At 69.4% G+C, this 15,519-nt stretch carries 12 protein-coding genes; 7 read left to right on the top strand and 5 right to left on the bottom strand.

Features of this window, described 5'->3' with window-relative positions:
- The first annotated feature begins 72 nt into the window (after positions 1-72).
- The 6 genes from GE115_RS03695 (at position 73) to GE115_RS03670 (ending at position 8,204) form a co-directional block, all read left to right on the top strand.
- Positions 73-2,526 (top strand): DUF6049 family protein, encoded by a 2,454-nt coding sequence (locus GE115_RS03695; protein WP_153683464.1) that lies wholly within the window; start codon positions 73-75, stop codon positions 2,524-2,526.
- Positions 2,519-4,138: a murein biosynthesis integral membrane protein MurJ gene (murJ, locus tag GE115_RS03690; RefSeq protein WP_153683463.1), complete on the top strand. Its 1,620-nt coding sequence runs from the start codon at positions 2,519-2,521 to the stop codon at positions 4,136-4,138. Before GE115_RS03695 ends, murJ begins: the two co-directional genes overlap by 8 nt.
- A gap of 129 nt (positions 4,139-4,267) precedes the next feature.
- Positions 4,268-5,260, top strand: coding sequence for a thioredoxin-disulfide reductase (trxB, locus tag GE115_RS03685; protein WP_153683883.1), 993 nt, complete (start codon positions 4,268-4,270; stop codon positions 5,258-5,260).
- Positions 5,261-5,297: 37 nt separating this feature from the next.
- Entirely contained in the window at positions 5,298-5,621 is a 324-nt protein-coding gene (trxA, locus tag GE115_RS03680) for a thioredoxin (protein ID WP_153683462.1), read from the top strand.
- Between the two features lie 162 nt (positions 5,622-5,783).
- The gene (locus GE115_RS03675; protein ID WP_312854872.1) at positions 5,784-7,109 is read left to right on the top strand and encodes an aminotransferase-like domain-containing protein; all 1,326 of its coding nucleotides are present in this window, start codon (positions 5,784-5,786) and stop codon (positions 7,107-7,109) included.
- 36 nt (positions 7,110-7,145) lie between these two features.
- Positions 7,146-8,204, top strand: a complete 1,059-nt coding sequence (locus GE115_RS03670; RefSeq protein WP_153683461.1) for a D-alanine--D-alanine ligase family protein — start codon at positions 7,146-7,148, stop codon at positions 8,202-8,204.
- A gap of 94 nt (positions 8,205-8,298) precedes the next feature.
- On the opposite strand, the gene GE115_RS03665 is transcribed toward GE115_RS03670, so the two are convergent.
- Together GE115_RS03665 and GE115_RS03660 are read right to left on the bottom strand one after the other, a co-directional pair.
- Positions 8,299-9,354, bottom strand: coding sequence for a ParB/RepB/Spo0J family partition protein (locus GE115_RS03665; protein ID WP_153683460.1), 1,056 nt, complete (start codon positions 9,352-9,354; stop codon positions 8,299-8,301).
- A complete protein-coding gene (locus GE115_RS03660; RefSeq protein WP_172979734.1) occupies positions 9,354-10,190 on the bottom strand; it encodes a ParA family protein in 837 nt (278 codons plus the stop codon). Before GE115_RS03660 ends, GE115_RS03665 begins: the two co-directional genes overlap by 1 nt.
- Positions 10,191-11,793: 1,603 nt before the next feature.
- Between GE115_RS03660 and GE115_RS03655 the strand changes: the two genes are divergently transcribed.
- The gene (locus GE115_RS03655) at positions 11,794-12,132 is read left to right on the top strand and encodes a DUF6176 family protein (protein ID WP_153683459.1); all 339 of its coding nucleotides are present in this window, start codon (positions 11,794-11,796) and stop codon (positions 12,130-12,132) included.
- Positions 12,133-13,394: 1,262 nt separating this feature from the next.
- Here the strand turns inward: GE115_RS03655 and rsmG are convergent.
- From rsmG to yidC, 3 genes are read right to left on the bottom strand one after another with little or no spacing between them, the layout of a single operon-like run.
- Positions 13,395-14,030: a 16S rRNA (guanine(527)-N(7))-methyltransferase RsmG gene (gene rsmG / locus GE115_RS03650; protein ID WP_153683458.1), complete on the bottom strand. Its 636-nt coding sequence runs from the start codon at positions 14,028-14,030 to the stop codon at positions 13,395-13,397.
- Between the two features lie 35 nt (positions 14,031-14,065).
- Positions 14,066-14,560 (bottom strand): Jag family protein, encoded by a 495-nt coding sequence (locus GE115_RS03645; protein WP_153683457.1) that lies wholly within the window; start codon positions 14,558-14,560, stop codon positions 14,066-14,068.
- On the bottom strand, positions 14,557-15,519 hold the full coding sequence (gene yidC / locus GE115_RS03640) for a membrane protein insertase YidC (RefSeq protein WP_153683456.1): 963 nt from the start codon (positions 15,517-15,519) through the stop codon (positions 14,557-14,559). Before yidC ends, GE115_RS03645 begins: the two co-directional genes overlap by 4 nt.

Below are 15,519 nucleotides of genomic sequence, written 5' to 3'. Positions count from 1 at the left end.
CCGGCGGTGAGCCCGCGAGAGCCGTGTGGACGCCGAGCGGGCGCGCAGTCCGCACGCCGTAGAATCGCACGCATGGTGGCCGAGTCGAACCCTGTGCGTCGACTCCGCCGACACCTCGCGAACCGCCGCCGCGGCCTCGTCGCCGCCTCGGTCGCCGCGGTCGCCGCGACCGCTCTCGCCGCGCCGCTCGCCGCGTCCGCCGGTGGGTTCGGCGATGCGGGCGGGCTCGTCGACGCGGTCCGCTCCGCGGTGACGGATGCCCCGGCGTCGGTCGCCGAACTCCGTGCGGCGGCCGCGCGCGCCGACGAGAGCACCGGCGCCGAGGCGGCCGACGAGGGCACGGTGACGCTCAGCCTGGCTCCGACGGCCGGCACGACGCTCGACCCCGCCGGTCCGATCGCGATCGACGTCGAGATCGTCAACGGCACGGCCGCGACGCTCCCTGCCGGGTCCATCCGGTTGACGCGGTCGGAGCGACCCCTCGACGAGCAGGCCGAGCTCGACGCCTGGATCGCCGGCGGCGACGCTCCCGCGAGCGACGGCACCGAGGGCGACGCCGATTCCGGGACCGATGGCGGCGGCGATGCGGGTGATGCGGGTGCCGGGGATGCCTCGTCGACCGACGCTTCCGGCGGCGAGACCCTCGCCGAGCTGCCGTCACCGTCACTCGCAACCGGATCCGCTGAGACGATCTCCTTCACCCTGCCCGCCGGCTCGCTCGACGCGGCGGTGCCGGCTCCGGTCGTCGGCCTCGGTGCCGAACTGGTCCTCGACGGCGGCGGCGCCGTGACGACGACCGCCGCGTTCGCCGTCACGGGCGACACCGGCCCCGAGGTGCCCCGCCTGACGCTCGCCTATCCGCTCACCGTGCCGCCCGAGTCGGTCGGCATCATCACGCCCGAGCTGATCGAGCTGTGGACCGGCCCCACCGGGCTGCTCACCCGGCAGCTCAACGCGGTGAGCGGCCAGCCGATCGCCATCGGGCTCGACCCGCGCATCCTCGCGTCCATCCGCGTGCTCGGCGCGTCGGCACCGGCCTCGGCGATCGTCTGGCTCGATCGCCTGGCCGCCGCGCCGAACGAGATATTCCCGCTCGCGTATGCGGATGCGGACGTCGCCGCGCAGGCTCAGTCCGGGGTCGGCCTGCTTGCGCCGACGACGTTCGCCGACGTGCTCGATCCGGCCGACTTCACCACCCCGGTCGGAGGCGGCGAGGCCGACGAGGCGCCGGGCGACGACGACCCGGCCGACGCCCAGGGCCAGGATCCGGCGGCCACCGAACCTCCTGCCGAGACCCAGCCGGCGCCGACCGTGCCGACCACCGAGCAGCTGCTCGCCTGGCCGTACACCCGCACCGACCTCGCCTGGCCGGCCGACGCGACGGTCGCGACGGGCAACCTCGCGGTGTTCCGCGCGAGCGGGCTGACGACGACGATCCTCGACGAGCGGAACGTCGACGGCACCGCGGCCGGTGCGGCAGCGACCGTCGAAGGCGAGTCCGTCGTCGTCGCCGATGCGGGCATCAGCGACGCGCTCCAGGATGCCGCGGTCGCCGGCTCCGATGTGGAGTGGGGCTCCGCCGCCGGACGCCTGGGCGCCGAACTCGCGATGCGTGCGGGCACGGGCGAGGCGCCGGTCATCCTCGGCACCTTCCAGCGCGGCGCGGTGACCCAGAGCGCTCGGGTGGCGGCGACGCTCGACGAACTCGCGGCGTGGGGCTTCTCGACGCCTGCCACGCTCGGCAATGCCATCGGCGCTCCGCCCACGGATCGCGGTCTCGTGTCGCTGTCCGAAGATGCCCAGCGCCTCGACCACATCCGTCGACTGCTCGACAGCGAGGCGCGCATGGGGCAGTTCGCGACGGTGCTCGAGGATCCCGCACTGCTCACCGGTCCCACGCGGAGAGCCCTGCTCGCCCTGCTCGACGAGTCGTGGCCCGTCGACTTCGACGCCTGGTCGTCGGCCGTGGGCGAGCGACTCGTCGCCCAGACCGCCACGATGAACGCGGTCTCGGTCGCACCGAGCAGCCAGATCAACGTCTTCTCCCGCGAGTCGGGCGTGCCGACGACGGTCGAGAACCTCCTGCCCTACGCGGTGACGGTCCAGGTCGACGCGCAACCATCGAACGGCCGACTCGTCGTCGAGGACCGGGTGACGACGACGGTCGCACCCGAGTCGCGCAGCAACGTCATCGTGCCCGTCGCCGCCGGCGTCGGACGCGGCGACGTGACCCTGACGGTCTCGCTGTACTCGCCGGTCGACGTGCCGGTCGGTCGCCCCATCGAGATCACCGCGAACGTGCAGGCCGACTGGGAGGGCATCGGCGCGACGATCCTCGCCGTGCTCCTCGTGGCGTTCTTCGGCATCGGCATCTGGCGGAACATCCGCCGCCGCCGGCGCGCCCGCGCCGGCGAGGCCGAGGCCGAGGCCGACGGCCCGACTGCGGAGGAGGTCGCGCCCGGGGCCGAGCCCACTCCCGAAGACCCCACCCGCGCCCAGCAGGACGGACCCCGATCGGATGGCTGAAGACCGGATCGGTCGCGCGAGCCTGTTCCTCGCGTCGGGCACGCTGGTGTCCCGCGTGCTCGGCTTCGTGAAGGCGATCGTGCTGGCATCCGCGATCGGCGCGGTCGGGTCGGTCAGCGCTGACGCCTTCGCGGTCGCCAACGGCCTGCCGAACACCGTCTACGTCATCGTCGCGGGCGGGGTGCTCAGCGCGGTGCTCGTCCCGCAGATCGTCCGCGCCGCCGCCCATGCCGACGGCGGCAGCGCGTACATCAACAAGCTCCTCACCCTCAGCCTGGTGGTCATCGGTGGCGCCACGGTGGTCGCCACCCTGCTGGCTCCGGTGCTCGTCTGGATCTACGCGGCCTCCAAGCCCGAGGTCGTGCCGCTCGCCATCGCGTTCGCGTGGTGGTGTCTGCCGCAGATCTTCTTCTACGGCCTCTACACCCTGCTCGGCGAAGTGCTGAACGCCCGGCGCAGCTTCGGCCCGTTCACCTGGGTGCCGGTGCTCAACAACATCGTCGCCCTCGCCGGTCTCGCGGTGTTCGGCCTCGTGTACGGGTTCGACCCCGGCGGAGATCGCGCCGTGGGCGACTGGACGGCCGGAATGGTCGCGCTCCTCGCGGGGACCGCAACGCTCGGCATCGCATCCCAGGCCCTCGTGCTCTTCTGGTTCTGGCGCCGCATCGGGCTCCGCTTCCGGCCGGACTTCGCCTGGCGCGGCGTCGGGTTGGGCGCCGCCGGGCGCCTCGCAGGCTGGACGTTCGGGATGCTCCTGCTCACGACGCTCGCCGGCATCGTGCAGACCCAGGTGCTGCTCATCGCGTCGGGCGCGGGGGCATCCGTCGCCGCGGTCGACATCGCGTGGCTCGTGTTCATGCTGCCGCACTCGATCATCGCGGTCTCGATCGCGACCGCGTATTTCACTCGTATGAGCGAGCACGCCCATCGCGACGACCTCGCGACCGTACGCGACGACGTGTCGGGAGCGATCCGCGGCATCTCGTTGCTGCTGGTGTTCGCGGCGGCGGTGCTCATCGTGGTCGCGTACCCGTTCGGTGCCGTGTTCCAGTCCGACACCTTCGCGGCGACGGCCGGGCTCGGCAACGTCATCGTCGCGTTCGCGATCGGGCTGCCGGCGTTCAGTGCGCTGTTCGTCGTGCAACGGACGTTCTACGCGCTGAACGACACGCGCACGCCGTTCTTCTTCACGCTGTTCCAGGTCGTGGTGTTCGCGGCCCTCGCGTTCACGTGCCTCCTGCTTCCGCTCGAGTGGATCGGCGTGGGCATCGCGCTCTCGACCACGCTGGCGGGCGCCGCCCAACTCGTCGTCGCCACGGTGCTCCTCCGCCGTCGCCTCGGCGGCATCGACGGCCGCCGTATCGCCATCGCCCTCGGACGCTCGCTCGCCGCCCTCGTGCTTCCCGTCGCAGCCGGCGTGCTCCTCCTCGTCACCCTCGGTGGAACCACCGAAGGCGGTTACGCCGTCTCCGGCATCCTGGGCGCGGTCAGCTCCATGGCGATCATCGGCGTGGTCATGGCCGCCCTGTACTTCGCCGGACTATGGCTGCTCCGCTCGCCCGAGCTGCGCGGCTTTGCCGAACCGCTCGTCGCGCGGCTCCGTCGCCGCTGAGCGGCATCCGTCGCGCGCCGCAACGCACGGCGGCGCCGGAATAGGGTCCGCCTAGACTGTGTTGACCATGTCGTGCCATCCGTCGAATCGAACGGATGCCACACCTACGTCACGAACCAGGGAGCAGTGTTGCGCGACATCATCATCATCGGCTCGGGCCCCGCAGGCTTCACCGCGGCGATCTACGCCGCCCGCGCCGAGCTGAAGCCGCTGCTCATCGCGAGCTCGGTCGAGATCGGCGGCGAGCTGATGAACACGACCGAGGTCGAGAACTTCCCGGGCTTCCCCGAGGGCATCATGGGCCCCGACCTGATGGGGCAGATGCAGCAGCAGGCCGAGCGCTTCGGCACCGAGGTCGTCTACGACGACGTCGTCGAGCTCGAGCTCGACGGTCCGGTCAAGCGCGTGAAGCTCGGAAACGGCGGCGTCGAAGAGGCTCGTGCCATCATCTACGCGACCGGGTCCGCCTACCGCAAGCTCGGCCTTCCCGAAGAGGAGGTCCTCTCGGGCCACGGCCTGTCGTGGTGCGCCACGTGCGACGGCTTCTTCTTCCGGCAGAAGACGATCGCGGTCGTCGGCGGCGGCGACTCGGCGATGGAGGAGGCGACCTTCCTCACCCGGTTCGCCGACAAGGTCTACGTGCTGCACCGCCGTGACGAGCTCAAGGCGTCCAAGATCATGCAGCAGCGCGCGTTCGACAACGAGAAGATCGAGTTCGTGTGGAACGTGGAGGTCACGCAGATCCACGGCACCGAGGCGGTCACGGGCGTCACGCTGCGCGACACCGTGACGGGCGAGCTTCGGGCCCTCGACCTCGACGGCCTCTTCGTCGCGATCGGCAACGACCCGCGTACGCACCTCGTGCACGACAAGCTCGACCTCACCCCCGAGGGCACCATCGCGGTCGACGGGCGTTCCTCGCGCACGTCGGTGCCCGGCGTCTTCGCCGCCGGCGACGTGATCGACCCCCACTACCGCCAGGCCGTGACGGCAGCGGGCTCGGGAACGGTCGCCGCTCTCGACGCCGAGCACTACCTCGCCGCGCTCGACGACGCCGGTGCCGCCGACGAGGAGCCGGCTTCAGCCGAGGCATCCGTCGCCGAACTCGCCGTCGCGAACTGACGCGACGCATCCCGTCTTCCACCAAAGGAGAAGTGAAATGTCTGCACGTGCAGTGACCGAGGCCACCTTCGAGCAGGAGGTCCTCAAGAACGACAAGCCGGTCGTCGTCGACTTCTGGGCCGAATGGTGCGGCCCGTGTCGCGCCGTGAGCCCGATCCTCGACGCCATCGCGACCGAGCACGCCGAGAAGATCGACATCGTCAAGCTCAACGTCGACGAGAACCCCGGCCTCGCCATGAAGTACCAGATCACCGCGATTCCCGCGTTCAAGGTCTTCCAGGGCGGCGAGGTCGTGAAGACCGTCGTCGGCGCGAAGCCGAAGCCCGCCCTCGAGGCCGACCTCGCCGCCTACATCTCGTAGCCGGCAGCCTCGTCCTGAGACCCGCCCGGCACCAGCCGGGCGGGTCTTTCGCGTATCCGGGGCCGGCAGCGACAGCCGACGGGATGCTCCGCCGCGAGGCATCCGTCGGACCCACCCCTTCGCGGTGACTACCATGAAAACCCTGAGCAGAACGGATGTGATGTGACCACCGACGGCGTCCCGCAGCGGACCGGCAACAACCTCGACCCCTGGTACGCGAACTACGCCGAGCGAGCCGCCGGCTTCGCGGCATCCGAGGTCCGGGCCCTGTTCGCCGTCGCGTCGCGCCCCGAAGTGGTCTCGCTCGCCGGCGGCATGCCGTTCGTGTCGGCGCTCCCGCAGGAGCTCATCCTGCAGTCGATGGACCGGGTCATGCGCGAGCAGGGCCCCACCGCGCTGCAGTACGGCGGGGGTGCGGGCATCCCCGAGCTCCGCGAGCACATCCTCGAGGTCATGTCGCTCGAGGGCATCCGCGGGGCATCCGTCGACGACGTGGTCACCTCGACCGGTTCGCAGCAAGCGCTCGACTTCGTCGCCAAGCTGTTCCTCGACCCGGGCGACGTCGTGCTCGCCGAGGCGCCCTCCTACGTGGGCGCGATGGGCGTGTTCCGGTCGTACCAGGCGTCGGTCGTGCACGTCGCGATGGACGACGACGGATTGATCCCCGAGGCGCTGCGGCAGACGATCGCGCACCTGCGCGGCCAGGGCCGGCGCATGAAGTTCCTCTATACGATCCCGAACTTCCACAACCCGGCCGGGGTCACGCTCGCCGCTTCGCGGCGCCCTGAGATCCTCGAGATCTGCCGGCAGAACGAGATCCTGGTGCTCGAGGACAACCCGTACGGGCTCCTGCACTTCGACGAGCCGGCACCGAACGCGCTGCGCTCACTCGACCCCGAAGGCGTGATCTACCTCGGATCGTTCTCGAAGACCCTGGCCCCGGGATTCCGCGTCGGTTGGGCGCTCGCGCCGCACGCGATCCGCGAGAAGCTCATCCTCGCCGCCGAGTCGGCGATCCTCTCACCCTCCTCGTTCAGCCAGATGGTCGTGGCCGAGTACCTCTCCACTGCCGACTGGCGCGGGCAGATCGACACCTTCCGCGGCGTCTACCGCGAGCGCAAGGACGCCATGCTCGAGGCGCTGGGGGAGTACCTTCCACATCTCTCGTGGACCAACCCGAACGGCGGGTTCTACGTGTGGCTCACCCTGCCCGACAGGCTCGACTCGAAGCAGATGCTGCCGCGTGCGGTGCGGGAACTCGTGGCCTACACCCCGGGTACCGCGTTCTTCGCCGACGGCCGAGGCCGGCACGCGATGCGCCTCTCGTTCTGCTATCCGACGCCCGAGGCCATCCGGCTCGGCGTGCGGCGGCTCGCGACGGTCGTCAACGGCGAGCTCGACCTGCTCGACACCTTCGCGGGCACCGGCACCCTGCAACTCCCGATCACGCCCGGCATCGAAGTCGCGCCCCCGTCGGACCTCAAGTAGCTCCAAACCCGGAACAGAGCGGAGAAATCCCAGATCATGAGCGATTCTGAGCAAAGCGGCGCGGTGCCTTCGGAGGCGGACCTGAGCAGTGGGACCGCGACCGGTGGGAGCGCGTCGGGTGCGAGCGCGTCGGGTGCAACCGCCGCGTCGGCAGCGCTCGACGTCGTCGTGCTCGCCGGAGGCATCTCGCACGAACGCGACGTGTCGCTTCGATCCGGCCGACGCGTCGTCGACGCACTCGTCTCCGCGGGCCACCGGGTGACCCTGCGGGACCCAGATGCCGGCCTGTTGCCGTACCTCGCCGAGCACCGGCCCGACGTGCTGTTCCCTGCGCTCCACGGCTCGAGCGGCGAAGACGGCTCGCTGCTCGACCTGCTCGCGGCGCTCGGGGTTCCCACGGTGGGCTCGCCCGGCTCTGCGGCTCGTCGCACGTGGTCGAAGCCGGTCGCCAGTTCCATCGTGCGCGATGCGGGTATCGCGGTTCCCGATTCCGTCGTGCTCTCGCACGAGTCGTTCCGCGAGCTCGGGGCTGCGAGCGTGCTCCGCGTGGTCCGCAGCGCCATCGAAGGCGACCTGGTCGTGAAGCCGTCCTCGGGTGGTTCGGCCCAGGGCGTGACGATCGTGGATGCACCCGAGGAACTGCCGCGCGCGATGGTCGACGCGTTCACCTACGCGGAGGTCGCCGTGGTCGAGCGGCGGATCTTCGGCACCGAGGTCGCCGTGACCGTGGTCGACACGGGCGCAGGTCCCGAGGCCTTGCCGGCCGTCGAGATCGTTCCGACGGATGGCGTCTACAGCTTCCAGGCCAGGTACAACGCGGGGGAGACCACCTTCTTCGCGCCGGCGCGCCTCGACGAGGAGATCGCCGCTGCCGTCGCGGAGGCGGCCGTGCTGGCCCACCGCACGCTCGGCCTGCACGACCTCTCACGGGTGGACTTCATCATCGACGAGGCCGGCCGGCCATGGTTCCTCGAGGCGAACGTGGTGCCCGGCCTGACAGAGACATCGCTCGTCCCGCTCGCGATCGAAGCGGCCGGGCGCACGGCGAGCGAGGTCTACGACGCGCTCGTGCGTCGCGCGGCGCAGCGCGGCTGACGCGCGCCGAGAACAGGAGGGCCGGGATGCGATCGCATCCCGGCCCTTCGCGATTCCATCATCGCCCGCCCGGCGACGGCCCGGCGTTCGCGGTTCAGACCCCTTCGAGTTCCTCGCCCAGATCGGTGAGGATCCGGCGCAGGTCCTGAACGGTCGCGAAGTCGATGTTGATCGTTCCCTTGCGCGCTCCGAGGTTGATCTTCACGCGCGTGTTCAGTCGATCACCCAGGCGAACCGCCAGGTCATCGAGGAATTCCTGCCGACGCCCGGCAGCCGGCTTCGGCTTGCCCGCCTTGGGCTCGGCAGCAGCGATGGCCTCCGCCTGGCGCACCGAGAGCTCTTCATTGACGATCTTGTCGGCGAGCCGGATCATCGCCTCCTGGTCGGAGAGCATGAGGATGGCGCGCGCGTGGCCGGCGCTCAACACCCCCGCCGCGACCCGGAGCTGCACCTGCTCGGGCAGCTTCAGCAGGCGCAGCGTGTTCGAGATCTGCGGCCGTGAACGGCCGATGCGCTCGGCGAGCACCTCCTGCGTGATGCCGAAGTCCGAGAGGAGCTGCTGATACGCGGATGCCTCCTCCAGCGGGTTGAGCTGGGAGCGGTGGAGGTTCTCGAGGAGTGCATCGCGCAGCATCGCCTCGTTGGCGGTGTCCTTGATGACGGCCGGAATCGTGTCGAGCCCAGCAGTCTTGCTCGCCCGAAGCCGGCGCTCGCCCATGACCAGTTCGTACTTGCCGGCCTCGTCGGGATGCGGCCGGACCACGATCGGCTGCAGGACGCCGAACTCGCGAACGCTGTGGACCAGTTCAGCGAGATCCTCGGGGTCGAAGTTGACCCGCGGCTGCTGCGCGTTGGGAACGATGTCGTGCGGGTTGAGTCGTGCCAGGCGCGCGCCCGGCACGGCGAGGAGCCCCTCGTTCGCCGCGGCCTGCTCGACGACGGCCACGGCGGCGAGCGTCGGAGCGGCGTCGGATCCCGCGACCGTGCCCGGCGTGGCCCCGGCGGCGTCGGCGCCGGTGTTCACGGATGCCGATGCTTGATCGGATTCGGGGAAGAAGACGTCGACCGGCCGGTTGGCGCGCGGGGTTTCGTCATTGGTCGGGATCAGTGCGCCGATGCCCCGGCCGAGGCCGGTTCGCTTGGTAGCCATCAGTGGTTCTCCTCGGGGGTGCGGGCGCCGCGTCGAGCGATCTCGGCGGCGGCTTCACGGTAGGAGAGCGAACCCGTCGATGCGTAGTCGTACGAGATGACGCTCTGTCCATAGCTCGGTGCCTCGGAGACGCGCACGGATCGCGGAATGATCGTGCCGAGCGTCTGGGTTGGGAAGTGCTCGCGGACCTCTTGGGCGACCTGCTGCGCGAGATTGGTGCGCGAGTCGTACATCGTCAACAGGATGGTGCTCAGGCGGAGCACCGGATTCAGGTGCTTCTCGATGAGTTCGATGTTGCTGAGCAGCTGCGACAGGCCCTCGAGCGCGTAGTACTCGCACTGGATGGGGATGAGCACCTCCCGTGCAGCGACGAAGGCGTTGATCGTCAAGAGGCCCAGCGACGGCGGGCAGTCGATGAACACGTAGTGATACGGCTCGTCCATCTGCGCCAGGTGGGCGTCGAGTGCCCGCTTGAGACGCTGCTCGCGCGCGACGAGGGAGACCAGCTCGATCTCGGCGCCAGCAAGATGGATCGTCGCCGGGACGCAATCGAGCCGTTCGTGTTCGGTGGAGGGTCGGACCACCGCGGAGAGCGCGAGGTCCTGTACCAGCACTTCGTACACGCTCTGCTGCTCGGAGCGGTGATCGACGCCCAGCGCCGTCGAGGCATTGCCCTGCGGGTCGAGGTCGATCACGAGCACCCGAGCGCCCGAGCGCGCCAGCGCCGCGGCGAGGTTGACGGCGGTGGTGGTCTTGCCGACGCCGCCCTTCTGGTTCGAGATCGTGAAGACCCGCGTCTCCGGCGGGAGTGGGAGCACCGTTTCTTCGAGCGCCATGCGTCGACGGGTCTCGTCGATCAGTTGGTCGGCCAGGGGAGTTCCTCCGTGGGTCGTGGATGTTTCACGTGAAACATCGGGGTCATGCGATTCGACCGGCGGTGCGATCGGCGCGGGAGCGGCTGGGGTCATGGTGCCGGCAAGGCCAGCGGGGGCGTCCGCAGGGGGAGCGGAGGCGGTCGCAACGGCCGGGGCGTCGGCTCGGGGGAAATCGGCCGGGGCGGCGGCCTGCGGCTGGTCCGCGGCAGGTGCGGATGCGTCGAACCGGGGGGTCGGGCCATCGTTCGACTCGATCGACGCGTCGGCCGTTGGTTCCGTCGGTTCGACGTCGACTGCTCGCGCCGCTTCACTTGCGGGATACGCGTGCTCTTCCGGTCCGGATTCGAGTGCCGTCGCTGATCCGGCTGCCGGCACGGCATCGACTCCCGGGTCGGATTCGGCTGCGGGCACGCCGTCGGGGACGGCTTGCAGTTCAACTGCATCACGGCCGACTTGGGGCGACGTCGCGCCGGTGGCCTCGACCTCAGCTTCGGCCCGTGGCTGTTCGTCGATCTTCGGTTGCTGAAGGGACGAGACGGTGTCGGCAGCCTCGTCTCCGACGATCTCGCGGATGAGGTCCTCGAGCATCTGGTCGGCGCCCGTCCGTCCGGTTGCCGCCTGCCACCGTGCGTCCGCCGGTACACCCAGTTCATCGTCGGCAAGGGCCGCGGCCGTCGCTGCGTCCCAGTCGATGGAGCGATGAGGAGATGCGGGGGAGGCCGAGGCAGACGCCTGGCTCTCCGTCGACGTCGCAACGGCGCCCGGCTCGGACAGCGCAGGACCGCCCGGCTCAGCGTGCGAGCCCGTGTACGACTGGTCGTGGGCCACCGCACCCGCGTGCACGGGACCGACGCCGTCGTCGGCTTCGTTGACCGGCGTGCTGGTCGGCGCGAACGCGGGGCTCTGTCGGCCATCGGCCGCTGCGGGGTTCGATGGGCTCCATGGCGCGATCGTCGACGGTGGTGTGTCGGGCGTCATCGGAGCGGATTCCTCGGGAGGGCTTGGTGGAGCGAGAGAGGTGGGTGGCGGTGCGGGCTGCGTACGTCTGCGGAACCAGCCGCGACCCCCACCATGCGCCATTCCCGACTCTCCAAACACGCTCGTCGTGCTGACGCCCGACGCCCACGAGAGTGATCGTCGGACCTGACACACCAGCCTAACCGGGGCGTGCGACTTCGCGACTCGGTGAATCGGTCGTCCCGCGAACTTTTCGCCGAGTCGGTCGATGTGAAAGTGGAGAGGGCGTAGATCGACGGCGTATGGACCCGATCCTCGGCGCCCTGATCTCTCGGCTGCCATGGAGGTAGGCGGTCTGCGTTGAACGAGTCGCGCGCACGGACGTCGCGATGTTTCACGTGAAACATCGCAACCAAGATGGCCATCCGCAGCGTGTCGAGCCCTGCCCGGTGGGGGAAACGGTGTGCGAGGGCTAGCGGCTCCGCCGCTGAATGCCGCGATGCCCACTGGCTCGGGCGATCAGCTGAGGCCGACTCTCGCATGCAGCGAGGGTGGGTCGTGTCCTGCATGCGTGCGCGCGTCGCGGCCCTGGGTCTGGTCTCAACTGGTGATCCACCTCGTTGCGCGTCGTATCCGCTCGGACCAGCGTGATCGCGTGGTTGGCTGGTTGCGGGAGATCGACGGTCCTCGCCGGCCCGAAGCGCTGGAGTCGCTCGCCGCTGAGGGAGTCGATCATGAGGCCGCGATGATCATCGATACGAGCGACGGTCCGGTCATCGTGTACGCGATGCAGACCGACGATCTCGCCGGCTCACGAGACGTAGCGGATGCCCCTCCTTGGATTGTGGATGCTGAGCATCGCGCCGTCATGCTGGCGGTCGGAGACGGGCCCGCACCGGCTGAGGTCGTGCTGGATCTGCGCGCAGACGGAGCGCAGGGCGGCTGAGTGGATTGCCGCGGCCGGCACGCCGCGTCGCTGGATATGACCGCGTCTTCGGTGGCAATGACCCGTGCGGCGTGTCGGGTGGCAGGGTCAGCCACTCCTCGGCGTGACCGGAGTGCCGCTCACCGGCGTCCGCCGCCCCCGGCGGCCATCGAGAACGAAGTCCGTACGCGCGCATGCGATCGAGTTTCGGTCATGCAGGTAGGCCACCTCCGGTTCCTACGGTCGGGCCGCGACAGGAGCCGCGTCGGTGGTAGCCCCGCTGGCAGTCGGGTTGCGAGCTGACGGCTGCGGTGCCGAGAGTGGGCGCGCATCCGCGGAAGCCGAGGAGGGCGCGCTCCGTGGACACGTCAACTCGAGGCCGCCCTCGCCCGATGCACACCCACGACATGTCCGAGCCGTGAGCAACGGAACATCGGCCGGTGCCCGGGCCTGACCAACGGGCACGCTAGGTTGACGTGCCGGTGACGCTGCTCGAAAGTCCGCCACAGGAGCGACGTACACATGACCGGGGCAGGTCGCGGCGCAACGCCTTTCGTTCGATCCAGACCCCTGGAATGCAGGGAGTTCGCGCATGATGACGCACGACGGCGATCACGACATCAACGGCTGCCGCCACTCGCTGACTGCTGCGCCTCTATCAGTCCCACGACATCAGCCTCCATTGGCCGATGTTTCACGTGAAACAACTCCCGCGTTCGACTCTGGCGCTCTCCGATTGCGCCAGTGTGGAACGTACGGCGAAGACCGGCGACCAACCACTCGGGTGGCTCAGCGATCCTCCGCTCAAGCTGCTGCATGACCGACGTGAGGGCGTGGGACACCGCACCGACCTGACCACTCGATTCGACCCGCACATCACCCAACTCAACCGACGCGGCCCCCCGACCCCCCCGGCGATTGCCACGGCACTTCGACGCATCGGAAAATCGACACTTCGGCAAATCGGCACATCGGCACTTCGGCACTTCTCCACCTCGGCACCTCGGCAAATCGGCACCGCGGCACATCGACACCAGGGCACATCGACACATCGACACGTCAGCACATCAGCCACCGCGGCGCATCGGTGCGACAGCCAGCTACAGGTCGGTGACCACGCGTGCGACGAGCACGGCGACGAGCATCCGGCGAACAATACGCCACGACGGTCGAGCGGCGGTCGAGCAAGAGCGGCCGCGACGCGTCGAGCACCGACGAGCTCGAGAACCCGACGCATCCGGGCCACACCCACGACATCCAGCCGCCCCGAAGGGCGGCTGCGATCAGCCGACCTTCGCGCGGAACACCCGGGTGACTTCGCTGACGACGCCCTCGCCGAGTACGAGCACTTCGGCGTCGTGCACCTTGAACTTCCGGAACGCCTTCTCGGCCGATCCGATCTCGCCGTCGACGCCGGCGCCCTTGAGGAGCACGAGTTCTCCGCCGGGCCGCAGCAGGGGAGCGGTGATCGGAATCAGGGTGCGAAGCGCGCTCACTGCCCTGGCCGTGACCTGGTCGAGTGAACCGTTGAGCTTCGCCTCCTCAGCCCGCGCACGGACGACGTCGACGTTCTCGAGACCGAGTTCCGCGACCTGGCGCTCGAGCCACGCGACTCGGCGCTCCATGGGCTCGATGAGCGTGAACGACACATCGGCGCGGATGATGGCCAACACCAGGCCGGGCAGGCCGGCACCCGAACCGACGTCACCGACGCGTCCGGACCGCAGCAGGGGAGCGACCAGTGCCGAGTTCAGGATGTGCCGGGTCCAGAGTCGGGGCAGCTCCAGCGGTCCGATGAGGCCGAGCTCTTCGCCGTAGCGTGCGAGCGACTCGGTGAACGCACGGCCGAGTTCGAGGCGGTCGCCGAACAGGACGGCGGCCGCGGCGGGCTCCGGCTCGAGGTCGAGGCGGTCAGTCATGTTTCACGTGAAACGGCGCGTCGATCGGCAGCGGCTCAGCCGTGCGTGATCACCGTGTGGCGGTCGGCGCCCTCGCCGCGCGACTCCGAGTGGAACCCGCGCTCGGCGACGAGGTCGTGCACGAGCTTGCGCTCGTACGACGACATCGGGGGGAGTGCCGCCTCGGCGGCTCCGCCCTCGATGCGCTCTGCCGCCCGCGCGACCAGCGACGCGAGCTCATCGCGCCGCGCGTCCCGCGATCCACCGATGTCGAGGATGAGCCGGGAGAAAGCCCCCGTCTTGGTCTGCACCGCGAGCCTCGTGAGCTCCTGCAGTGCCGTGACGGTCTCGCTCTTCGAGAGCAGGCGCAGGTTCGCGCCCTCGCCGGCGTTCACCGACACGTAGGCACGACCGTTGCGGGCATCGATGTCGATGTCCCCGTCGAGGTCGCAGATGTCGAGAAGCTCCTCGATGTAATCGGCCGCGATGTCGCCCTCTTCTTCGAGTTGCGCGATGGAACGCTCGGCGGTCTCCTGCTGCACGTCGGTCATGATTTGTTCCCCTGGTTGTTCTGCTTCTTGGCGCGCTGCTTGCCGACGGGCTGCTGGCGCTGCGTGGGCTGCTTCTTCGTCGGTTCCTCGGTGGGTGCGGGCTCCTCGACGACGAGCTTGCCCTTCTTCGCGAGGCGAGCCTCGCGGGCCGCGGCGGCCTCGCTACCGGGCGTCGGCATGTTCCGAATGACGACGAACTGCTGACCCATGGTCCAGAAGTTCGAGACGAGCCAGTAGAACATGACACCGATCGGGAAGGCGACACCCGAGAACGCGAACACGAGGGGGAGCAGGTACAGCAGGATGCGCTGCTGCCGGAACATCGGGCTGGCCTTGGTCTCGGGCGACATGTTCTTGGAGACGATCTGGAGCTGCGTGATGAACTGCGACGCGGTCATCAGGATGATCATCGTCACGGCGACGACCATGACCTGCCACGGGTACTCGCCGTTCACGGCACCGATGAAGGTGCCCTTGAGCGGTGCGCCGAGGAACTCCGAGTTGGCGAACGAGTTCGCGAGGTCCTGCGTGAAGAGGCCGACGCCGGCCTTGTCGTGCTGCGCGTCGTTCAGCACCGAGTAGAGGCCGAAGAAGATCGGCATCTGCAGCAGCAGCGGGAGGCAGGACGAGAGCGGGTTGGTCCCCGTGCGCTTGTAGAGGTCCATGGTCTCGCGCGACATGGCCTCGCGAGAGAACTGGTCCTTCTTGCCCTTGTACTTGTCCTGGATCTTCTTCAGCTGAGGGGCGACCTCGAGCATTCGGCGCTGGCTCTTGATCTGCCGCACGAAGATGGGGATCAGCGCGGCGCGCACCACGATGACGAGGCCGACGATCGACAGCACCCAGGTGACGCCGGCGTCGGGATCCATGCCGATGAAGGACCACAGGGAGTGGAACGCGACGAGGATCAGCTCGATGACCCACTTGATGGGCCAGAGGATGATGCTGATGGGATCCAT

The organism is Agromyces agglutinans (genome assembly GCF_009647605.1).
GTDB lineage: Bacteria > Actinomycetota > Actinomycetes > Actinomycetales > Microbacteriaceae > Agromyces > Agromyces agglutinans.
Note: the sequence above shows the minus strand (reverse complement) of the source record. Positions and strands in the feature narration are given on the sequence as shown.

Coding starts and splice junctions, on each gene's coding strand:
- GE115_RS03695 (WP_153683464.1), top strand. CDS start 73: ATGGTGGCCGAGTCGAACCCTGTGCGTCGACTCCGCCGACACCTCGCG.
- murJ (WP_153683463.1), top strand. CDS start 2,519: ATGGCTGAAGACCGGATCGGTCGCGCGAGCCTGTTCCTCGCGTCGGGC.
- trxA (WP_153683462.1), top strand. CDS start 5,298: ATGTCTGCACGTGCAGTGACCGAGGCCACCTTCGAGCAGGAGGTCCTC.
- GE115_RS03670 (WP_153683461.1), top strand. CDS start 7,146: ATGAGCGATTCTGAGCAAAGCGGCGCGGTGCCTTCGGAGGCGGACCTG.
- GE115_RS03665 (WP_153683460.1), bottom strand. CDS start 9,354: ATGGCTACCAAGCGAACCGGCCTCGGCCGGGGCATCGGCGCACTGATC.
- GE115_RS03660 (WP_172979734.1), bottom strand. CDS start 10,190: ATGGCGCTCGAAGAAACGGTGCTCCCACTCCCGCCGGAGACGCGGGTC.
- rsmG (WP_153683458.1), bottom strand. CDS start 14,030: ATGACTGACCGCCTCGACCTCGAGCCGGAGCCCGCCGCGGCCGCCGTC.
- GE115_RS03645 (WP_153683457.1), bottom strand. CDS start 14,560: ATGACCGACGTGCAGCAGGAGACCGCCGAGCGTTCCATCGCGCAACTC.
- yidC (WP_153683456.1), bottom strand. CDS start 15,519: ATGGATCCCATCAGCATCATCCTCTGGCCCATCAAGTGGGTCATCGAG.